The 22,629-nt window shown below is 54.7% G+C and carries 17 protein-coding genes; 10 read left to right on the top strand and 7 right to left on the bottom strand.

All coding sequences use genetic code 11. The annotated features are described in order from the left end of the window. Nucleotides 1-98 precede the first annotated feature (98 nt). The 8 genes from GOX61_RS11050 (at nt 99) to GOX61_RS11085 (ending at nt 9,926) form a co-directional block, all read left to right on the top strand. On the top strand, nt 99-797 hold the full coding sequence (locus tag GOX61_RS11050; RefSeq protein WP_170333682.1) for a GntR family transcriptional regulator: 699 nt from the start codon (nt 99-101) through the stop codon (nt 795-797). Nucleotides 798-800: 3 nt separating this feature from the next. Next, the gene (locus tag GOX61_RS11055) at nt 801-1,511 is read left to right on the top strand and encodes an aspartate/glutamate racemase family protein (RefSeq protein ID WP_170333684.1); all 711 of its coding nucleotides are present in this window, start codon (nt 801-803) and stop codon (nt 1,509-1,511) included. A 125-nt stretch (nt 1,512-1,636) separates the two neighbouring features. Continuing rightward, nucleotides 1,637-2,755: a tetratricopeptide repeat protein gene (locus tag GOX61_RS11060; RefSeq protein ID WP_170333687.1), complete on the top strand. Its 1,119-nt coding sequence runs from the start codon at nt 1,637-1,639 to the stop codon at nt 2,753-2,755. A gap of 231 nt (nt 2,756-2,986) precedes the next feature. Then, nucleotides 2,987-5,200: an NADP-dependent isocitrate dehydrogenase gene (locus GOX61_RS11065; protein WP_170333689.1), complete on the top strand. Its 2,214-nt coding sequence runs from the start codon at nt 2,987-2,989 to the stop codon at nt 5,198-5,200. A gap of 558 nt (nt 5,201-5,758) precedes the next feature. Beyond that, nucleotides 5,759-7,081 carry a GDSL-type esterase/lipase family protein gene (locus GOX61_RS11070; RefSeq protein ID WP_170333691.1) on the top strand — a complete coding sequence of 441 codons (1,323 nt, stop codon included), beginning with the start codon at nt 5,759-5,761 and terminating at the stop codon, nt 7,079-7,081. A 136-nt stretch (nt 7,082-7,217) separates the two neighbouring features. After that, the gene (locus GOX61_RS11075) at nt 7,218-8,003 is read left to right on the top strand and encodes a metallophosphoesterase family protein (protein WP_170333693.1); all 786 of its coding nucleotides are present in this window, start codon (nt 7,218-7,220) and stop codon (nt 8,001-8,003) included. Between the two features lies 1 nt (nt 8,004). After that, nucleotides 8,005-9,039, top strand: a complete 1,035-nt coding sequence (locus GOX61_RS11080) for an ATP-grasp domain-containing protein (RefSeq protein WP_170333695.1) — start codon at nt 8,005-8,007, stop codon at nt 9,037-9,039. After that, nucleotides 9,036-9,926: an NAD-dependent epimerase/dehydratase family protein gene (locus tag GOX61_RS11085; RefSeq protein ID WP_170333696.1), complete on the top strand. Its 891-nt coding sequence runs from the start codon at nt 9,036-9,038 to the stop codon at nt 9,924-9,926. Before GOX61_RS11080 ends, GOX61_RS11085 begins: the two co-directional genes overlap by 4 nt. Before the next feature lie 6 nt (nt 9,927-9,932). Here GOX61_RS11085 and GOX61_RS11090 read toward each other — a convergent pair whose 3' ends face one another. The 7 genes from GOX61_RS11090 to GOX61_RS11120 form a co-directional block, all read right to left on the bottom strand. Next, nucleotides 9,933-11,066 carry an SGNH/GDSL hydrolase family protein gene (locus GOX61_RS11090; RefSeq protein ID WP_170333697.1) on the bottom strand — a complete coding sequence of 378 codons (1,134 nt, stop codon included), beginning with the start codon at nt 11,064-11,066 and terminating at the stop codon, nt 9,933-9,935. Between the two features lie 165 nt (nt 11,067-11,231). Then, nucleotides 11,232-13,181, bottom strand: a complete 1,950-nt coding sequence (asnB, locus tag GOX61_RS11095) for an asparagine synthase (glutamine-hydrolyzing) (protein WP_170333699.1) — start codon at nt 13,179-13,181, stop codon at nt 11,232-11,234. 11 nt (nt 13,182-13,192) lie between these two features. Continuing rightward, a complete protein-coding gene (locus GOX61_RS11100; protein WP_170333700.1) occupies nt 13,193-14,314 on the bottom strand; it encodes a glycosyltransferase in 1,122 nt (373 codons plus the stop codon). A 79-nt stretch (nt 14,315-14,393) separates the two neighbouring features. After that, nucleotides 14,394-15,575: a DegT/DnrJ/EryC1/StrS aminotransferase family protein gene (locus GOX61_RS11105; RefSeq protein ID WP_170333702.1), complete on the bottom strand. Its 1,182-nt coding sequence runs from the start codon at nt 15,573-15,575 to the stop codon at nt 14,394-14,396. 13 nt (nt 15,576-15,588) lie between these two features. After that, nucleotides 15,589-16,284, bottom strand: a complete 696-nt coding sequence (locus GOX61_RS11110) for a PIG-L deacetylase family protein (protein ID WP_170333704.1) — start codon at nt 16,282-16,284, stop codon at nt 15,589-15,591. Then, nucleotides 16,284-17,195, bottom strand: a complete 912-nt coding sequence (locus GOX61_RS11115; RefSeq protein WP_170333706.1) for a methionyl-tRNA formyltransferase — start codon at nt 17,193-17,195, stop codon at nt 16,284-16,286. Before GOX61_RS11115 ends, GOX61_RS11110 begins: the two co-directional genes overlap by 1 nt. Beyond that, nucleotides 17,192-17,818, bottom strand: a complete 627-nt coding sequence (locus GOX61_RS11120; RefSeq protein ID WP_170333708.1) for a sugar transferase — start codon at nt 17,816-17,818, stop codon at nt 17,192-17,194. Before GOX61_RS11120 ends, GOX61_RS11115 begins: the two co-directional genes overlap by 4 nt. 721 nt (nt 17,819-18,539) lie before the next feature. Here GOX61_RS11120 and GOX61_RS11125 point away from each other — a divergent pair. Further along, a complete protein-coding gene (locus GOX61_RS11125; RefSeq protein ID WP_170333710.1) occupies nt 18,540-19,709 on the top strand; it encodes a polysaccharide biosynthesis/export family protein in 1,170 nt (389 codons plus the stop codon). Between the two features lie 801 nt (nt 19,710-20,510). Beyond that, entirely contained in the window at nt 20,511-22,625 is a 2,115-nt protein-coding gene (locus GOX61_RS11130) for a polysaccharide biosynthesis protein (RefSeq protein ID WP_170333712.1), read from the top strand. Nucleotides 22,626-22,629 lie beyond the last annotated feature (4 nt).

A 22,629-nucleotide genomic window follows, 5' to 3' on the forward strand; every position in this document is an offset into this window, starting at 1 on the left:
TCCTCGCAGAATCTGCATGCAGAGCTGTATACAGTTTTGTATATTGATTTCAAGTCTCGCCTGTGGCACCTGTGCAAAAAGCAGGAAAAGGCGGTTTCATGGCTGGGCCACGCGTTGATGATATCTATGAGCAGGTAAAGGCGATGGCCGTATCGTTTCGCCTGCGGCCCGGTGATCGGCTTAACGAAGTTGCGCTGTCCAAAGAGCTGGATGTCAGCCGCACACCCTTGCGCGAGGCGCTGAACAGACTGGTCGCTGAGCGGATGTTCGATTTTCGACCGGGGCAGGGGTTCTTTTGCCGGCCTCTGCATGCACAAAGCGTTTACGATCTTTTCGAGCTGCGGCAGATCATCGAAGTCGCAGCGGTCCGATCAGCCTGTGCAAAAGCGTCTGACGAAGAACTCCGCTCCTTGAGCAATGAGCTTTATGAAACCGGGATCGATATCACCGGCCTAACTGTCGAAGAAGCTGTCAGCAGGGACGAAGCATTTCATCTTGGGATCGCCAAACTTTCGGGGAATGCCGAACTGTTGGAGACTCTGCGCCGGATCAATGAACGTATTCGCTACATCCGCTGGATTTCCATGAGCCTCGACCGGGTTCAACGGTCGAAAGAGGAACACAAACAAGTCATGCAAGCGTTGATGAACCGCGATGCCGATGCAGCGGCGGCGACATTGGGTCGCCATATCGTCAAGCGGATGGATCAGGTTCAGGATGCTGTGCGTCACGGGATTTCCAACATCTACATGGAAGGCTCGGACGACATTTCGGCACGTATCATAGGCGAGGGATAAGGTATGATCGCTAAGGGCGGAAAATCTGTTTACGGCGCTTCGGTCGGCATCCTGATGTTGGACGCCCGTTTCCCGCGCATCCCCGGCGACATGGGTAACGCCCTGACCTGGCCCTTTCCGGTGCATTATCGCATCGTCCGCGATGCCTCGCCCGATCTGGTGGTTCGGCGCAAGGCCGAGGGTATGCTGGACGCTTTTATAGATGCTGCCCGTGATCTTGTGCGTGACGGGGTGGATGGCATCACCACCAATTGCGGGTTTCTGTCTTTGTTTCAGGATGAATTGGCCAGGGCGGTTCCGGTTCCGGTTGTAACTTCTTCCCTGATGCAGGTTGAGATGGTGAACCGCTTCCTGCCAGCAGGCAAGCGTGCGGGTGTTTTGACCATTTCGGCATCGACCCTGACGCAGGACCACCTGACCCGGGCGCGGGTTCCTGATGGCACGCCTATCGGCACGACTGAAGGCGGGCAGGAGTTTACCCGAGCCATCCTCGACAACGAATTGACATTGGATGTTGAAAAGGCGCGGGTCGATAATGTTGAGGCAGCGATGGCCATGAAAGAGGCGCATCCCGAGCTTGGGGCGTTGGTTCTGGAATGCACCAATATGTGTCCATATGCAGCCGACATTCAGGCAGCAACGGGCTTGCCCGTCTATTCTATCGTTTCGCTGGTCAGCTGGTTTCAGGCGGGGTTGGCACCGCCCCGGTATTAATTGTTTGCACATTAAGGGTGATACGAAGAGAAGCTATTTTTCAAATGGTTATCAAGCAAGTACGCTTGCAATTTTTATGAAAAATACCATCTAAAGGCGAGTAAACACTGTGCACTGGAGCTTGAATGCGCATACGACTTGCTGCTTTGACCACCTTTCTCGCCGCTGGAATTATTTGGTTTGGTGGGAGCCCGAAGCCTGATGATCTGGCGGCAACATGTATCAATAGCAAGGCAACCCGGTCCGAACGCATTGCTGCGTGTACGACGTTGATCGGACAGGACGATACTGCGCCTGTATACCGGCATCTCTTTCTGACCAGACGGGCCTGGGCTCATAGCTACAACGGTCACTATGAACGCGCGCTTGCTGATGTGAACCATGCAATGGAGCTGCAACCAGAGAACTACCAGACTTGGGTCATGCGGGCGCAGATAAAGAGCGCGAGCGGGGATCACGATGCCGCGTTGGCTGACTATGATCGTGTATCACAGGCATTTCCTGAGAAGGGTTACGTAACTTGGGAAAAGGCGAAGTTTCTCGAAGGTACCGGAGAGCGCGAGGCCGCTCTCGCAATTTACGAGCGCTTACATGCTGACTATCCGAATATTAGTGAGGTAGCGGAGAAGATAGCCTCATATCACACCGACAGCGGAAACCATGAGTTGGCTTTTGGTCTCGTATCCAAAGCAGCTGTGCGATGGCCAGAGCAAGCATGGGTGTATGATCAGTTGTTTATGCTGCACATACTTTATTCGGGCGATGCTGAATCTGCATTGAAAGCTGCAAAGACAAGAGCGGAGCTGCAGCCTGATGTCTATTTCGAGCTACTGTCTCCTGTGGCAGTTCATCTTACTGTCGGAGATGAGCAAGAGGGTATCCTGTATGCGGATCAATATATCAAATGGCGCGCCGACAAAGCAACCGCAGAGCTATCTTGGCTAAATCGGATTCGACGCACGTTCTCGAACCCAAGCTGGGAACAAGAATATGTGTTAGCTTACCGCCCATTCTTGTACGAGACATTTGGAAGGCGAGATTTGGCTCGCGAAGCGTTCCGCAGTTATTTCGAGGAAACTAATCAAGATGCTGAGCAAGGTATGATCAACGCCTTGGAAAATTCCGGATTGACTCCAAGTATCGATAAATCTTCGGATCGAAATTCAAGGATCGACCAACTCATCGATCAATATTTTGATCATGATGATCTCAAGCTTTCATGGCTTCCACGGCGGGATGGCTGAATAGTGGCTCCAAGCCGTTTGAAAGGCAGATTGGACCTCTAAACTACCAACCGTGTCAATATGCGCGCCATACTGCGATTGATCCCGGGTCGATCCTGATTTAAGGGAGGCCCTGTCAAATCAGAGTCACCGACGGAGCGGTATGATTGAGCCGCTCCTCCCGCGCCACGCTCCTTGTGGCACAACTCTCGGATCGCACGCCCCTGAAAGGCTTAAAAAAGGTAAGGGAATATGGCAGAAAAATCGAACTTCGATATATTGTATACCATTGTAGACGAAGCGCCGGAGCTGGCCAGCGCATCGTTCCTGCCCATCATTCGCAAGTTCGCTTCGGCCGCTGGCGTGAGTGTCGGCACCAAGGATATTTCGCTGGCCGGGCGCATTCTGGCGACCTTCCCGGAAAACCTGACCGAAGATCAGCGCATCACCGATGATCTGGCTGCTCTGGGTGAGCTGGTGAAGACGCCGGATGCCAATGTGATCAAGCTGCCGAACATCTCGGCGTCGGTCCCGCAGCTGGTTGCAGCCATCGAAGAGCTGCAATCGCAGGGCTACAATATTCCGAACTACCCCGAAGAGCCTTCGACTGACGAGGAAAAGGCGATCCGCGCACGCTATGACGCCATTAAAGGCTCGGCAGTGAACCCGGTTCTGCGTGAGGGCAACTCGGATCGTCGCGCGGCCCGTGCGGTCAAGAACTACGCTCAGAAGAACCCGCATTCGATGGGTGAGTGGGTGTCGGACAGCAAAACCAAGGTTTCGTCGATGTCCGGTAACGATTTCTATGCCAATGAGAAATCGGCCACCATCACGGCTGCTCAGGCGGGCGATGCCAAAATCGAATTCGTCGGCAAAGACGGCAGCGTGACCGTTCTGAAAGACGCATGGCCGCTGGCCGAAGGCACTGTTGCCGACGCGACCTTCATGTCGGTCAAAGCGCTGTCTTCGTTCCTGGCGGACGCCATTGAAGACACCAAAAAAGACGGCACCATGTTCTCGCTGCACATGAAAGCGACGATGATGAAGGTCTCGGACCCGATCATCTTCGGCTATGCGGTCAAAGCTTGGCTGGCGCCAGTGTTTGAGAAGTTTGGCGCGGAACTGGACGCATTGGGTGTGAACCCGAACTCGGGTCTGGGTGATCTATTGGATCGCGTGAAAGACAATGCCGACATCATGGCCGCGATCGACGCGATCAAGGCGGGCCGTCCGTCCATGTACATGGTCGATAGCGACAAGGGCATCACCAACCTGCATGTTCCGTCGGACGTGATCATCGACGCCTCGATGCCCGCGGTGATCCGCGCAGGTGGCAAAGGCTGGGACGAGACCGGCGCCAAGGGAGACACCAACTGTGTGATTCCTGACCGCTGCTATGCTCCCGTCTATGACGAGACCATCAACTTCTTCAAAGCCAACGGCGCGTTGAACCCGGCCACCGCCGGTGCCGTGGCCAACGTGGGCCTGATGGCGCAGAAGGCGGAAGAATACGGCTCGCACCCGACAACCTTCCAGGCACCCGCCGATGGCACGATCCGTATCGTTCTGGCCAATGGTGAGACGTTGCATTCGCACGAGGTTGAAAAGGGTGACATCTGGCGTGCTTGCACTGTTAAGAAAGCTCCGATTGAGAACTGGATTCAGCTGGCGATGGACCGTCAGCGCTTGACCGGTTCCGAAGCAATCTTTTGGCTGGACGCAAACCGCGCCCATGACGCTGAACTGATCAAATACGTCAAACCGGCCCTTGAGGCGGCTGGCGTTGCCGACAAATTCCTGATCATGGCCCCGCGTGAAGCAACCCGTCAGTCACTGGAGACGATCACCGCAGGTAAGGACAGCATCGCCATTACCGGTAACGTGCTGCGTGATTACCTGACCGATCTGTTCCCGATCCTTGAACTCGGCACCTCGGCCAAGATGCTGTCCATCGTCAAACTGATGAACGGTGGTGGGTTGTTCGAAACCGGCGCGGGTGGTTCGGCGCCCAAGCACGTGCAGCAGTTGGTGGAAGAGAACCACCTGCGTTGGGACTCGATGGGCGAGTTCTGTGCGCTGGGTGAATCGCTGAACTTCCTCGCTGACAGCAAGGGCAACGCCAAGGCGGGCGTTCTGGGTGCAGCAGCCGAAGCCGCGACGCAAGGCATTCTGGACAACAACAAGTCGCCAAGCCGTAAGGTTGGTCAGCCTGACAACCGCGACAGCCACTATTGGTTCGCGCGCTATTGGGCCGAGGCTTTGGCTGCGCAAACCGAGGATGCCGAACTGGCTGCTGAGTTTGCGCCGGTTGCAAAAGAGCTGGCTGATAAAGAAGAGCAGATTCTGTCCGAACTGGCTGCTGCTCAGGGTGCGGCTGCGGATCTTGGTGGCTACTATCACACCGATCCGGCAAAGGCTGCAGCCGTGATGCGCCCCAGCGCGACGCTGAACGCGATTATCGGCTAAAACTTGGGGGGTCGGCTCGAACAGCCGACCCCCTAATTTTCATGCACTCCGCATGCATAGACACGATATACTCAACGACCAGAGTGCAATTTACCGCAAACAAATTGGTCGTGTGGGGATCGCAGAGTTAAATTCCCCCTGACTTCCCCGCGAGGGTTCCCTAAGCTCAATTGCAATAATGGATCGTTGTGTTAACACGATCTGTGTTTGGTATTAGTGATTTTGTGTTTTAGCCTATGAGCATACATTGTTCCAATTTGCGTTTGGAATCGGATTCGCGCCTTATGAGATACGCTGTTTTCCAGCCTGTCTTAGATGGCCCTTCCTTTTATGCCCGAGTAGCGGGTCTAGCAAAGCACCTCTGTAATTCTTTGCTTCCCCTCATTTCTGGTGAAGGGGGTCGTATCCTCGTGCTTCGACAGGCAAGTCTGCGGTGCGCAACCAGCCCCAATTGGTATCGGACTTCGTGCCGACGATTCGAGATCGCGATAGCAGTGATCAATGGATGGTCGAGCTTAAGTGGGGACAATTCGCATGAAACCGAAGGGTTGGGGCTAAATGGGAAACGGTGAGAAAGGTGGGCGCTTCGCTGCTGTTTTGTGCCTGCTCCCGGCACTCTATCTGATTGCGATTGTCATCTATGCAGTTTTGAACTCTGCCGAGTATGCGTCGGGCATTGCGCGTATTACCCGTTATGTGTTGGTCCCGGGATTTATGGCTTTGTGCCTTTTGTTTGTTGCCCTGCGGGTCAAAGGCGATACCAGGCTTGTTGTCGGCATATGCGCAAGCTCGCTGTTTGCGACATTGTTCGCGTTTGAGGCCTATCTGACAGTCAAGTCTCTGCCCGCGCGTCTTGGTATGTTCGGCGTCGTAAGTGAGACGACCGAGACCGGGCAATTCCGGCAAAATATACCGCCAGCCTATACAATCAAACGTTTGAACAATGAAAAAGGCATCCAAACGCTTGATACCGCCATGCTCTCACCTTTGACCGAGGGTGACATCTTTCTGTGTTCACTGAATGGCCAGCCGGTTTCTTATCAGCCTGACCGGTACGGGTTCCGAAACCCCGATACTGTGCACGACGGAGATATCGATGTCATGTTGCTGGGTGACTCGTTTGCCGAAGGATTCTGCCTTGAAGATGGGCACGATCTGGCGAGTCAATTACGCAAAGATATCCCGCAATTGATGAATACAGGCCACCGGGGCGCCGGGCCATTGTTCGAGTTGGCGGTGCTTGGCCGGTATGGGCCTTATTTCAAGCCGGATGTGACGGTCATGGCCTTCTTCGCAGGCAATGACTGGAAGAACCTGCAGCGCGAAGAAGAGATGCCCTGGCTAGCGCCTGCGCTAGAACCTGGAACGGATTTTGGGGTCATCGCGCGCTCTGGCCCGCAGATCGAGGCAGCCAGACAGCACATGGATCAATGGTGGGATGGAACCACCTTGTCCTGGCGGGACTATCTTCGAAAGCAGCGCGTATTCCGGAACTTCTTCGCCCTGCAAAAAACGACCGAAGTGATGGGACTTCACTATCCCAAAGCCGCTGAACCGAACCCGGTTTATGGTCAGGTCCTGAAACGGGCGGCTGAGATGGTAGAGCAATGGGATGGAGAACTGGTGGTCGTCTACATTCCTACGATCAGTCGCTTTGTGGGCATGTTGCCACAGGATTTTGTACACGATCCCTTGCGCAACATGGTTCGGGACGCAGCGACCCAGGCTGATCTTCAGATGATCGATCTGACTGAGGTGTTCGAAGCCGCTGATGAACCCCGCTTGATGTATGCCGCAGATGCCCATTTTAATGAAAAAGGCGCGACCGTAGCCGCCGAAACCATTGTGAGATCCTTGCGTCAGCGCGGATTGCTTAATTGATTTCTGGGTTTCACTGACTTTCGCAGGGACAGGATCAGTTTGTGCCGGTCAGATTTCCTTGTACGATCCAAACAGGTTGAGTGCCGATGGAACGACCACAAGAATCCAACCGCAAGAGTGCAGGCAGAAGAAGTTCATGAGTATTCAGACGATCGCCGTTCTGTCCGACATTCACGGGAACGCAGATGCACTGGTTGCAGCGATTGCGCAGGTGAAGACGATCAACCCTGAACTTGTGGTCGTGCTTGGAGATTTGTTGACCTATGGGGTTCAGCCACGAGAGGTTCTGGACGCTGTCGATCAACTGAAATCCGAACAGAATTGTGTTTTTATCTGTGGCAATCACGATCAGTTCTATTTCGACCTGGATCGCGGCAATTCAGCATTTTACGATAATATCTCGGATTTCGTGCTGGAATCTGTCCATTGGACACATGCCAAGGTCGCTGATCTGCCGCCGCTATGGGAACGCTATCCGTGGTGCACACGATATGAATTTGGCCCGATCCTGTTTTCCCATGCCAACCCGTATGAATATGGCGACTGGTCTTATGTGTCGAAACCTGAGCAGTGGGCTCCTGCTGCGCAGAACTTACGCGACAATGGGTTCAGTATTGGGGTCTTTGGTCATTCTCATCGTTCCTTTGCTGTGATTGTCGATGCAGATGGCCGGGCCGAGAATGTTGAAACCGATGTCTGGCTGAAGCCGGCCGCGGGCGAAGTTCTCTTGCTGAACCCGGGTACAGTCGGACAACCAAGAGGAACGGGTTTTACTTATCTCACAATCCAGCTTGATGGGTCTGAGGTGAAAGTGAGCCTTCCAAACATCGACTTTGATCGGGCAAAGTTCTGTCGTGAGATTGCTGCGACGGACCTGAGTAAGGCCACCAAAGACAAACTTGTTTCGTTTATGGAGAAGTGAATTGATCACGGTATTGGTTACAGGCGCAGGCGGTGGTGTCGGTCAGGGGATCATCAAATCACTGCGGCTTATTACAGACCTTCCGATCCGCATCCTTGGCGCTGATATGGCGGCGCAATCTGCAGGCCTTTACGCCTGCGACAAGGTATTTCTGGTCGAGGGTTGCCGGTCGCCGCGATACCTGGAATCTCTGGCGCGCATCTTCGAAGCAGAAAGCGTCGACTACTACATCCCGGGCACTGATATCGAACTGGCTTTGTGTGCGGAAAAACGCGAGGAGATCGCGCAACGGTTTGGGACGCGGGTTGTGGTCAATCCGTTGAATGCGGTTCAGATCGCTGATGACAAGGCGCTGACTTCGGCGTTTCTCAAAGAAAACGGGTTGCCTTATCCAAGGACCTGGTCATTGGTCGACGCGTTGAAAATCGACGATCTGCCTTTTCCAGTCATCGCGAAACCCGCTGTCGGGTTTCGATCCATTGGTGTTGAGCGCGCAAACAGCCGAGAAGAGCTTGCCGCCTATCCCGGGGATCATTCACAAATCATCGTGCAGGAACTGATCGGTGACGATACCCGAGAATTCACCTGCACCATCGTTGGGGTCAACGGCAAGCTTTCACCCGTTCTGGCGCTGCGGCGCATATTGCGGTCCGGCGATACCTATCGCGCATTTCCCGAACAAAATGCCGAGGTCGAGGCCTATGTGACAGCGATTGCCGAAAAGCTGGGCGTTGAAGGGGCCTGCAACTTTCAACTGCGACTGGATCACGATGGTGTTCCAAAGGTCTTTGAAATCAACGCGCGTTTCTCGGGCACAACACCATTCTGTTCTCAGCTCGGTTTCAATCCGGTCGAGTTTTACATCAAGCACGATCAGGGGATACCCTATTCGCCTGAGATTGCCTGGGACAGCGCAGTTTTGAGATATTGGAGCGAGCTGGTGTTGCCCACTGCAGCGCTGAACCAGTTGGAAAATACCGGTGAGTTGATCCCAGATCCCGGCACGCAATTCAGCCTCTATGGTCGCAGGTCATGAAGGTTGCACTGACAGGTGCAACAGGTCTGCTGGGTCGGCATCTCTGCGCTTTGCTTACGGATCGCGGGGTGCCGTTTGTTGCGATTGACCGTCAAAAATGGAATTTGAGCGAATGGAATGATACCGCCCGCTTTGACGCAATCACCGAAGGGGCAGATATTTTCATCCATTGCGCGGCCAAAATACCGACCGGTGTTGAATCAGATGCCTCGTCGTCTTTGCGCGACCTTTACGACATAAATGTCAGGGCAGTTCTGAACCTGGCTCAATGGGCGGCAGGACGGAAGGTACATCTGATATTTATCTCAAGCGGTTCAGTCTACCGGGACCCGCACGTAGGGGTCATTCGCGAAGATGCTGCAATAGGCCCAGGTCCGATTGGTGGATCATACGCCGCTTCCAAACGGATGGCTGAAAGCGTAATCGCGGAGTGTGCTGAAACAGATGGATTGAAGGCCACCATCTTGCGCCCGTCATCGCTTTATGGATTTGGGCTGCCCGAAGACAAGTTTCTGATCCGGATGTTGCAGTCGGCAAGAGCCGGGCACGGGATCGAGGTCAGCGGCCCCGAGAACAGGATAGATTTCGTTCATGCCCACGACCTGAGCCGGGCGGCATTGATGGCAGCTGAAACGGGCGCAACAGGGGTTTTCAACATCGCAGGGTCCGGGCCCGTTCGACTTGCTGAACTTGGTCAGGTGATCGCGGCTTTTGGACCAGCGGGTCCGGTGGATTTGTCGATCCATCCGGATCATGAACCACCCTTCACGCGCTTTGCTCTGGACCATTCTGCAGCAGCGAATGCGTTTGGCTACGGGCCACTGATATCACTGCCAACCGGGTTGGCGATGACACTGGAACAGCAAGTCATGCCTCCTGCAGCCTGACAAGGCTCAGGGGCAACTCACCGCATCGGGCGCGTGTTGCATGCGATTGACAAAGCTGTCTTCGATCTCAAACGCACCGATGCCATTTTCCTCGAGAAATTTTGCAACCGCTGAGGCGACCGCATAGTTCCCGACTTCCTGCAAGTGATGATCCGGGCTGCCGAACAGGTCAACGGTCGGAACCTGCAGCTGATCTGCCATGGCTTCCAGTCCGGGTTTCAGGTCAAGCCAGATGAAGCCTTCGTCGCCAGCAGATTGCTCAATCAGGGCTCGAACCGCATCGCTGTAGCCAACTGGATCGGAGCGGAATGTTACATAGCCTTCATCCACGAACTCCGAGACGCTGGGCAGGGAAACCACAACCAGTCGGGCGCCCTTGTCGGTCACGGCCTGATTGAGCGTGTGCAGAGATTCCAGGAACAGGGTTGTCTCATCCTCGGTTGGTTTAGACGGATAGAGGTCGCGGTTGGTCAGCAGGGATTTCAAACGTATGACCAGCTTTCCGACATGGAAAGTCGCGATCTTGGTCTTGAGTTGCTGGCTGACAGTCTGTTTCTGACCGAAGGGTGTCGGGTTTTCCTGCCATTTTCTGAACGTGACGTTGTCGGTCAGATCATTGCTGTTGAAGACGAACATCAGCACGGTGTCGTGCGGGAACACATCCTTAAATTCACGATAGGTCAAATCATGTTGCAAAGTGCCATGGCCGCCCGTGCCCAGGTTGATGTAATGCGCGTCCTCAGACCAGCGCGTCAGGAGTGCTGGTATGGTTTCTGTTTCATCGGACAATGTGCCACGAATGAAGGAGTCGCCCAGAACCAGTATGCGCCCTTTGTCGCCCTCTGGCTCGGTCGTTCCCCGGAAGCCATGCTCATTATATTTGTGATACGAAACGATATCGTTGCGAAACTCGAAATACGATTGCAGCGGGTTTTCGCGTGAATAGACAGTGTCATGCCGACGCAGCCGGTCGGGGCCTCCCCCGCAGAAATGGACGCCCTGATGTTGTAGTGTGACATTTGCAATCTTTGGACTCGAATGAGGTTCCAGGTTCAAAGGATCGAATACGCGCAGAAGAACCTCGACACAGGCCAATGTGATCAGGCAACTGATAGCGATTAAAAGGAAATTCTTGAGCACTTTGAACTTACCTCTGACCTTTGCGTCACCACGCAAACAAATTACGGGCTACGTTGTCGAAACCGCAGGGGTCCAGCTTCTTTGTGACAACGAATGTTGGTTTGACCGGATGTCCGGCACATGCGGTAGTAGGCAGACGTCGCACTTCGGATGATTTAGGTCGGATCATTGCATCCATCTCCGGTGCCAGAAACTGTAAGCCAGAACGAACCAGAGATGCGGCCCCCAGTTCCGGCTACCATCAAGATGTTCACGCCAGCGCCGTTGCAGAAGCGCCGGATCGAAGATCTCGCAAACCGCGCTGTCACCTGAAAAAACGCCTTGGGCAACTTCTTTCAACGGTCCGCGCAGCCATTCGTTCATAGGAACGCCAAATCCCTGTTTGGGCCTGTCGTAGAGGCTCTTGGGAATGCGTTTGTCGACAAGTTGGCGCAACGCGACTTTACCCACCTTGCCATTGAATCGAAGTGTGTTCGGCGACCGCCAGGCGGCGGCGACAACGCGGTCATCCAACAGCGGTGCCCGCACCTCAAGGCCAACAGACATGGAGGCCCGATCAACTTTGACCAGGATACCTTCGGGCAGGTAGATACCGGAATCCAGCATCATCATGGTGTCTGTATCGCTTAGCCCATTCGGAAGATCTCGGGCCTGGTATACGCCCGTGTCATTCACTTGGGCACGCAGAGCGGCAGAAGGTTCCCAAAGACTGAACATCGAGTTGTATCTGCTGCGCAGATTCGGATGACGAACGATGTCAGCCACCTTTGACAGGCGGTCAGGTGTCATCTGCTCTCGCATGGAGCCGGGCAGGGCGGGGCGCAGCACGGACATAATCGCCTTGCTGACGCCTCCCGGTGCCGAGGCAATGGCCGCTGCGGCGGGTCGGGGCAGTTTTTGCGCCAGCTTCTGCATCGCCAACATACGGGCATAGCGTTCGTAACCGCCAAATGACTCGTCGCCACCGTCGCCCGACAGAACGACCTTGAGTTGCCGCTGCGCAAGCTGCGAAACCAGTAAGGTCGGGATCGCTGATGGATCGGCAAAAGGTTCATCATAGACCGCTGGCAAACTGTCGAGCAGATCAAACGCCATGCGGGGAGTGGCTGTCACCTCGTGGTGATTGGTGCCCAGATATGAGGCTATCGCCGCGGCGTGATCCGCTTCGTTAAGATCCTTGTCTTCAAAGCGGACGGTGAAGCTTGTGACCTTGGACGGGGCTTGCTCCTGCATGATTGCAGTGATCAGTGTGGAATCTATGCCCCCCGACAGGAACGTACCGACCGGGACATCGGCGACCATGCGGTCTTGCACTGCACGGCCAAGCTCGGCCTCGATTGCCTTTAACGCATGGTTTTCGTCTTCGTAGGGCTCTGCCAGACCTTCGGCAGCACATTGGCGAATATCCCAAAAACTCTCGATACGCTCGGACAAAGCGTCTGCTGAGGTTGGTGGCGCATCCAATTGCACCTCGACCAAGGTTCCGGCAGGCAACTTGATGACATCGCGATAAATCGACAGAGGCGCAGGAACAAAGCCATAGCGGACATATTGCGCCTGTGCGCGCGGGCAGGCGGCAGGTGCGCCGAACTCGGGATGCGCGCGCAACGCTTTCAGTTCGGATCCGAACAGTAGCTTGCCAGATTTAAGGCCAATGTAGAGCGGCTTTTTCCCAAGCCGGTCACGGGCAAAAACCACGCGGTTCTCTTTGCGATCATAAACAGCAAAGGCGAACATGCCGTGCGAAAGCTCTAGTGCCTTATGCACCCCCCACAAATCCATCGCGGCGAGCAAAACTTCGGTATCCGAAGTTCCCCGCAGAGATACCCCGAGATCAATCAACTGCTGGCGCAGCTCAAGAAACCCGTAAATCTCGCCGTTATAGACGATCGTAAAGCGGCCACTTGGTGAATCCATGGGCTGGGCGCCAGTTTCCGACAAATCCACGATCGAAAGCCGACGGTGGCCCAAAGCAACACCAGAACCCCCATCAACAAACAGGCCTTCGGCATCCGGTCCGCGATGCTGAATGCTGTCGCACATGGCTTTGAGCGTGCGTCTGGCGCTGTCCGGCTCAAAGCCTTGAAACGCAAGATATCCAGCAATGCCACACATATCCGCTTTCCTTACTCGGCTTTCAGGACAACCGGGTGCCCGCGTCTTGAGATCGCCTTGGCCAGCGCGCAGTCATAGGCATCCGCAATAGCCGTCAGTGAGTATCTGCGTGCGATGCGATCCTGCGCTTCCCTGCTTTTCGACTGATAGGTTTCCGCCGGCCAGTTCGCGGTCTGTACCATCGCATCAGCCATTGCATCTGGGTCGCGCATCGGAACGACGTAGCCATTGTCGCCAACGATCAGCGCCGAATCCCCGACATCCGTCGTAACGACCGGGCGGCCAAAGCTCATGGCTTCGGCGATAACGTTCGGAAACCCTTCAGTTCTGGAGGACAGAACCAGAGCATCGATGCTGTTGTAGAAATCCGTCATGTCGCTCAGATCGCCACACAACGCCACACTGTCCGATGGCAGACCGTTGGTAGAGAGCATCTCACGAATCTCGGGATTGTCTGATGTGACCCCATCACCGGCAAGTCTTGCCTTCAGATCGGGAACCTTGCGACGGGCGTCAGCGAAGGCACGAAAGAACGTGCCAAAGTCCTTTTGCGGGTGAAAGCGTGCAGCAACACCCAATGTTCGAACAGGACCGGAGCGGTCCTGAGCCGATTTGGGCAGAATAAACCCGTTCGGAATGACCGAGGAATGCGTATCTGCGAACCCGTACTTCTCGTGCTGTTCCAGCGCCCGGGTCGAGTTGTAGATGATACCGTCTGTGAAACGGGACAGTGTTTTGGACAGGTTTACCGCAATTCGTGTGCTGCGGGTGAAAGCATCGGGGTCATCCAGTGCCTGACGGATTGTCCAGACGACCGGAGGGTGCGCGGAACTCAATTTGTCCGCTATCAGACCCACGACCATTGCGTGATACATCCAGCACAAAACGACATCGGGCTTATGTTTCTGAATCAACTGCCGGATTTTCCAGATCGCACGGGGCAGCGCGAGTGGTGATTGCGCGCGAAGCGAGACATATTCAACCCGGTCATTGTTTGCCATGTTTCGACAGCGATCCGACACTTCGGTCAATGCTATAACAACCGCTTTTTCCCGGGATTTCGAGAGCAAACGTGCAAGCATCGCCTGCGCACCGCCCTGACCCGAGAAATCCGTGGTGACATGCAGGATCATTCCAGCACCTCCACCATCCGATACAGATGGTATCGAATTGTCGCCGCAGGATATATTAAGACTGGTTTCATCGACGCCTCTATTGTCCTGCCATTTGCGGGGCGAGGGCACGGTTGCCCACATCCACGATCACTTCGCACATGCGTGAAACCTCCTCCTGGGATCGTGCCGGGTCGACAAGAAAGGCGAGGCTGGTTTCGCCAAGCTCGCGCGCAACTGGCAGCGGCTTTTCTGGTCCGATGCCGTGTTTTTGGAAGGTCTGTTCAAGATATATCTCGGAACAACTACCTGAGAATGCAGGGAAACCTGCTGCTGTGATCTCGGCGATGATCCGGTCACGGTCCCACCCGGTCGCCAATGCTTCGGGCCTGACGAAGGCGTAGAACCGGTAATAGGCATGTGTGATGTCTTTTGATGGCATCGGCACACGAAACGCGGGGCATGTGCTCATCGCATCGTGCAGCAAATGGGCGTTTGCCGTTCGATGTGCCCGCCAGTCGTTCAAACGCTGTAACTGGATGCGTCCAAGGGCGGCTGCCATGCCGTTCAGGCGCAGATTGGTTCCTGGCCCGGAATCATGCAGCCAGCGAAATCCCGGTGGGGCAGGGGTATTGAAGACGGTGTCATAGCCCTTGCCGTGATCCTTGTAGCTCCAGATCCTCGACCACAGGTCGTGATCATTGGTCACAAGCAATCCACCCTCACCGCCGGTGGTGATGATCTTGTCCTGACAAAAAGAGAATGAGCCGATGGTACCAATCGTACCAACATGCGTCTCGCCAATCATCGCCCCATGCGCCTGAGCACAATCTTCGATGACCCAGAGATCATGAGCTCGCGCCAGATCCATGATGCCCCGCATGTCGCATGGCCAACCGGCCAGATGGACAGGAATGATCCCCTTTGTTCGTTTTGTGATCAGCGGAGCGATGGTTTCCGGCGTGATGTTCTGCGTGTCAGGATCGACATCGGCAAAGATCGGAACGGCGCCATACAGCATGACCGAACTCGCTGAGGCGATGAAACTCCGCGGAGTGACTATGACCTCATCACCCGGCTGCAGATTCAAACCGTGCAAAGCTGCGTCCAGCGTCAATGTACCATTGGCGATGGCGATTGCATGATTGGCCCCGGTATAGGCGCAATATTCATCCTCGAATGCGCGAACATCAGGGCCTGTCCAAGCGTTGACCTTGCCGGAGGCGAGCACCTGCGCAACGGCTTCGATTTGTTCCTGATCGTATACGGGCCATTTCTGCATCGCGTTTCTCCTGCTAAATGACCGACCGGACCAGAACAAAACCTTCGGCAGCGGGACGGTGCACGGTCGCTCCACGCAACGTCGCAAGGGCGCGCAGGCTTTCGACGGATCGTTCATGCGGGGCGGGTTTGACCTGACTTGCAAACAGCGCAAAGGCGTCAAGCTTGCGGTTGATGGTTTCGGATATATCGACAAAGACGTTCGGAACGAAGGGCGGCGTCAAATAGGGCGCGTTCCAGTTTGTTTCAGACAACGTCTCGTAGGCCGCGATTGTGGCGGGATAATCTGTTTGATGCGGCCGACTGGCCACCAGTGTCGACAGAAAGCTAAGCTGATGGTCCATGTGGATGTCGCCAGGATGCGGAGCAAAGATCAGCTCAGGGCCCAGCTCGCTCACCAATTTTCCGAGGCTGGCATTCAGGGCCGAGTGCGGCAGTTCCGGCAATTCGGCGGCTGGAAACTCCAGCCAATGGGTCTGTTTGACACCCAGCAGATCATGGGCCTGTTTGGCCTCGGCTGCGATGCGCTGGACCTGTTCGAGCGGAAACTTGGGTGGCCCTCCTCGCGTCACCACCACAACGTGGACCTCGCGCCCGGCATCCGCAAGGCGCGCAATGGTACCACCGACGCCAAGGACCTCATCATCTGGATGAGGGGCGACAACAAGGACCGGTCCTTTACCTGCGTTGAACAAGTCAGTGGCGATCATCAGGTGTTCCTTAATTTTGAATGCAATGCGGGCGGCTTTTCGGCTCCGGACCACTCCAGAATATCAAGACAGCGGCCGTCGCCGCAGGCCACGGTGAAGGCCTGATCGTCGATAGCCTGAATCTGGCCGGGCAGGCCGATGTAATATCCGTCGGGTTCGGTGTATTTTGCGGCTGTCATCACGATGCGCTGACCGTCAGACCCAAATGAATATGCGCCGGGGTAGGGTGGCCCCGAGGCGCGGATCAGCCTGTGAATTTCCTTGGCGGAGCGTGACCAATCGATCAACCCATCCTCGGGCCGGCGCCTGGCACAGAGGCTGACACCTGCTGTCGTTTGAGGTTCTGCTGGTATATCTCCGTCGGCGATCTGCGTGAGGAGCGGTGGCAACAGGCCAGACACTGCCCGCAAGGCGCGGTCATAAAGTTCACGCGCAGTCACGGTTTCAGGGTCGACTGCATATCGTGCCTGCGCCGCAATAGGCCCATCATCAGCCCCTTCGCCCAGCCAGAAGAGCGAAGACCCCACGCTGCTTTCCTGCATCAGGATGGACCATGGAATGACCCCGCGCCCGCGCAGCCGCGGAAGAGCCGAAGGATGAAATCCGATACATCCCAGACGCGGTATTGCACGGAATTCAGGGCCGCAAATCTGAGACCAACCTATGACCAGGATCAGGTCAGGTTCAAAGCTGGCAATCTGGTCTATGGTTTCGGTTGAGTTCGTCTTCTCGGTAAACAGCACCGGCACATTGTATTTGCGCGCAACCGGGGACAGATCGACATAGTCAGAGTGCCGCGAGCCCAGGTGTGGAGGGATCGTCACCACAAGACTCGGAACGTGACCTGCGGCACAGATCGAAACCAGAGCCCCGAGGGAAGATTCAACTGCACCTACAAATACGATCTTCACGCGGGTATCTCCTGCAGATTGAAATTCTTGAATTTATGGTCCTTTAACCATTCGTTTGCCGTCGCGATCCGGTCGGTGCGACGACGCTCTCCACGCACTGCGACCCCGAGCGTTTCACCCAGAATGCGCAAATCCAGACCCAGTGAGCGGTGGGCGACATACCAAAGATCAAGCTGAAGTTTCTCGGTGTCGCTGAGATTGGTGTTACCACTAACCTGCGCCCATCCTGTCAGTCCCGGCCGTACAGAACAGCGGTATTGTCCTGCAGACCCGAAATCTTTGATCGTTGCCGGCAGTAATGGGCGGGGCCCAACCAACGCCATCTTGTTCTGAAGTACCAAAACCAGTTGGGGCAGTTCATCGATCCGCAAGCGCCTGATGATAGCAGTCGCCCGGGTTTGTCGCGCTGAGTCTGGCAGGAGCTTCCCTTCGGGATCGCGGGTCTCTTTCATGCTGCGCAGCTTGAACAGCTGAAAATCATGGCCGTTCTGGCCTGATCTGATCTGAGAGAACATCAGTGGTGTACCCACCGAGAAAAATACGATGACGCAGCCAATCAGAAAAAAGGGCAATGTCAGCACGCCCAGTGTCAGGCATATCAGGATTTCAAGAAACCTGTTCACAACTTAATCCAACCCAAATCGCGGAACCCCGCGACTCACTATAAACACAACAACTACGAACGTTTGCGTCGCTCGTCGAAAAAACTTCGCCCACCCAGAGGCCATACCTCGCGATCAGGTGGAGAATATGAGTTCAATTTGTGCCAGTTCATTTTGATTTGCAAGAATTCTGCGGCGCAAATCTAGATTCGGGCAAAAAGGGTTTTGCAAACGTTAACTTGCGGAAAATTTCGGGTGGAATTCAGCAACGATTCTTGCGTGAATCTCTGATTGTTCTGCCAGATGCGATAATGAGTGAGCGGGTCGTGTGATCCATCCAAAAAGAACCACAGCAATTATTGTTCCGCATGATGCCCCCGACTTTTGTGGCGTCATGTAGATTGATCAGGCGCAGATCATTCTGGGGTTCATTCAGAGGTGATAGTTCGGACGTCAGTTACATTGATTGACCAGAGCTTCTGCACCAACCGACTTTGAGCGCTTGCTTGTCAGAAACACTGGCAACCACTATCCTTTAGGTAGTTCGCCCATCGGGTGAATGTGTGTATACGTTTAGCAGTTGCCGCCCGATTGCGTGTAATGCCTTGGGCGGTGTCTTGGATTTGATTTGAGTTTATCGGCTTCGTTATTCTAGAATCCGGGCCGTGATGTTTGTTGTAGTGAGTTTGGGAGACAGGGTTTGTTGAGCTGTTTCAGGATATTGTATGCGGGGCTTCTGCTCGTGTTATCTGCCACCGTTGTGGCGGCAGAGAGTTATCGTCTGCATCATCAGGATAAAATTTCACTACGCGCCATGCGCTGGGATCTGAACTCTTCCTCATATCTTCGTTGGGATGGGTTGTCGGGCGAATATACGGTTGCGCGCGACGGAACACTGATGATTCCCTTAGTCGGAGAGGTTGCGGCCGAAGGTCAGACCGCCGCGGAACTGGCTGAGACGCTCGAGTTAAAGCTGCGTCGCCAAATCGGTATGGTCGAGCCGCCAAAGATCGCGCTTGAAGTTGTGGGTCATCTGCCGGTTTACGTTTTGGGTGATGTGAACTCTCCGGGTGCGTACGACTATCAGGCTGGAATGACGGCACAGCAATTGCTTGCTCTGGCGGGTGGTCCCATTCGTCCGCCAATCCAGTTCACGTCAAACAACGACTATCAGATTCTCAGAATGGGGGGCGAGATACGGCTCTTGTCGACCCAGATTGAGGAACTGGAGGATGAAAAGAAAAGACTGCTGGCCGATCTGGCCAGTCTTGAGCAGAACGAAAGTGAAGAAGGCGCACCAGAATCCCCCGAAGGATTGGAAGGTGAAATTCTGGCTGCAACCTTAAATGCCCGCGAAGGATTGGGTGATCGCATTCGGGATCTGCAGAGCATGCTGAAGGAACAGATTTCAAGCCTGACCATCCAGCTTGAGTTGCGCAATGCGCAGATTGAGAACATCAGCCGTGAGCTTGAGAACCTGACAGCGCTGAAGGAAAAAGGGCTGACGGTTTCGAACCGCGTCACAAGTATGACGAATATGCTGAACGATCTGGAAACCAAGCGGTTGGATCAAGAAATCGCGCTGATGACCGCGCGGCAGGAACTGAACCGGGCTGAACGGGACGAATTGGAACTGGATGACAATGCCCGTTCTGATGCACTTGTTCAACTGAACAGGGTCGAGAGTGAGCTGGCTTCGTTAAAAACCCGATTGGCGACAGCGTCCAGCCTGCATGGGGAATTGGCCGCAGCCGGGTTTCTGAGTGATGACGACGTTGCCAGTGAAACGGTGATTGAGTTTGCCGTGACCCGTGGTGAAGACGGGCAGGTGCAACGCTTCCAGGCGGCTGATCGACTGATGCCCGGCGATACGGTCGAAGTGATCAGATCGATTATCGTGACATCCAACTAACCGCCGGGTTCGTGTAGTCCCGGGCTTCAAATCAATACAGTGAGCACTCTTAGTTACGAGTTGCGCTCTGTCCTTGTATTTGGCCCGTTCGGTGGATCCCATCATCATGAGTGCTGCAAAATGAGCAACTACATGGGTCCATCGATCAGTTCCCGACACCGTTGCAAGAAAAGTTGAATGCCCCGATCTGAAGGATGTTCGTGTCAGTGAGATAGACTAATTTTTGACGAAAACATGGCCTCGTTGTACGGCCACAGATCCTGGAACTTGCAAACCTTGGGTGGCTGCACAGCCGAAAAAGCGCAACGAATCGTCTGATTTCTTGGGGCCTTTGGCGGCATGTTCTGTTGCGCATAAAGAAACAAAGGGGGTGTTTAACGGCGCAGGTTGCTGGAATCAGTCAAAATACGGGCGCGAAGGAAAGCTTGCTTCTTGATGAAAAACTGGCGTACCGGCTCGGAAAAAAGGCATTTCTTTGTCTGAACGGTGTCGTCAGCATGAAAAATAGTTTTTTATCCCCATATTGGTGTGATAGCGTTGACGCATAGTAAATTGACAAGGCCGCATGTTTGGCTGCGTTGTTTTTGTATTTTGGTGTGTACGAGTGAGAAGGGGGTCTTGGTTCTGGGTGCAGATTGTAACGTGCCTGAACCGTAGGGGGACTTTTAGACGATAACAATCAGCAGCCGGCGCGTGGTTTGCGTCGGTGCAGTAGTGTGGCTTTGAGGATTGGGCCTGTGGTTTTGGGCCGATTCAATTGAGTCGAGTGGTTTGGGGCAATTTTACGCCGGAGTTCTGAGTATGTACGAGCAAGAATTGGTTAAGCTCAAAAGTGGACTTGAAAAAGACAACTTGGTTGAACCCGAACAATTGTTCGCGGGCGTTCGGCCGAAGCTGAAGCAGAAACTCGCTGAACTGAGCGCCAATCGCCGGCTTGTGATTGGTGATGTTGCGGCATCCGCAATTTCGGTTGTGATGGCGGTTGTTCTGGCCAATGGCGGTGCTTTGCCTGCGCAGTTTGGATCGGTTTTGGTGCCGCTGGTGCTGATGTCATGTCTTATTGCATTGGCGATTTTGCCCATGTCCGGCATCTACAAGCGTCACACACGTTCAACATCTCTGCGTGACGTGACCCTGATCGTTCGCGCTTCGGCCCTTTCCGTTGGTGCACTGGCGTTGCTGGGGTCTGCCGTTCAGGCTACCGCGCAAATTCCTCTGGCGGTTTACTTCATTCAGTTCCTGCTTGTAGTGCCTGCATTCGGAACACTGCGCGTGCTTGCCCGCAGCACCGAACTGACCCGTATGACGCAATCGCAATCGACCGATGGCGATGGCAAGATTCCTGTGATCCTCGTGGGTACAGGTGCAAGCTGCGACTTGTTTGTCCGCTCGCTGCGCAATACGGAATCCAAGTATCAGCCGGTCGGCATCATCGATGATGCGCGCAATACGCAAGGCCTGTATTTCCACGATGTAAAGATCATCGGATCTTTGCTGGATGCGGACGCGGCGATCGAACGGCTGAAGTACTATGATGAGCTGCCGCAGCGCCTGTTGTTGACTGAACCGGTAACCCATTTTGAAAGTGATGGTATTCGCAAGCTGACCCGCTGGGCAGAAGCTAACAGCATTACCGTGTCCCGTCTTACCGGACTGGAAGAGTTGGGCACCGAAAACAACGGCATCCGTACAGTCAATCCGGAAGACATTCTGGATCGCCCGCAAAAGGCGGTTGAGCGCTCGATGCTGCGCGAGATGTTCCAGGGGCGTCGTGTGCTCATCACCGGTGCGGGTGGATCCATCGGCAGCGAACTTACCCGTCAGATCGCATCATTCGAACCGGCTGAGTTGGTGATGATCGAAAACACCGAATACAACGCCTATTCGATCGATATGGACTTGGGTCAGAACTTCCCTGATGTAGCCCGCCGTATTTACGTGGCTGATATTCGGAATGCGGGACGGGTGAATGCGATCTTTGAACGCCATCGCCCCGAGCTGGTATTCAATGCCGCAGCACTGAAGCATGTTCCGATGGTTGAACTAAACCCATGCGAAGGCGTTTTGACCAACGTGATAGGAACCCGCAACGTCGCGGATGCAGCGCGTAACGTGGGTGCCATCGCGATGGTTCAGGTTTCGACCGATAAGGCCGTCAACAGCACCAGTGTAATGGGCGCGACCAAGCGGGTCGCTGAATTCTATGTGCAGGCGCAAGACCGTGTCACGAATGAGACTGACGAAGAAACGCGTTTCTTTTCAGTCCGTTTTGGCAACGTTCTTGGGTCGTCCGGGTCGCTGATCCCGCTGTTCCAACGTCAGATCTCCGAAGGTGGTCCACTGACGGTTACCGATCCCAAAATGGAACGGTACTTCATGACCATTCGTGAGGCGGTCCAGTTGACTCTGGTTGCCGCAGCCAAAGGCCTGACCCTCGAGAACAGCCATGGTGAGATCTTTGTTCTGGACATGGGTCGCCCGGTCAAGATTGTCGATCTGGCCGAGCGCATGATCCGCCTTGCGGGTCTGGTTCCTTACGAAGATGTAGACATCAAGTTCATTGGTATTCGTCAGGGCGAAAAACTGTTCGAAGAACTGTTCGACGTCACCGAAGATCATCGCGAAAGCGGAATTCCTGGTGTAGCCTCGGCAATCCCCGAGGGTGTCTCGGCAGCCCGTCTGCGCGCCATGATCCTGAAACTGGAACAGGCCGCACATGATGGGAACGATTTGGGTGTTAAGAAGCTGCTGAAAGAGTTGGTGCCGGGTTACGGTGCTAACGGCCTGCGGCCAATCGATGCAAAAGAACTGACCGCGCGTCCGGGTAAACCGAACATCAAACCTGTACCAAGCGAAAGCCTGGTCGGTGGCTTTGCACGACCGGATGCATTGGAAACGATCACCGCCGGTCGCTAAAATT

Origin of the sequence: Ruegeria arenilitoris (assembly GCF_013030265.1) — a bacterium.
Classification (GTDB): Bacteria; Pseudomonadota; Alphaproteobacteria; order Rhodobacterales; family Rhodobacteraceae; genus Ruegeria; species Ruegeria arenilitoris_E.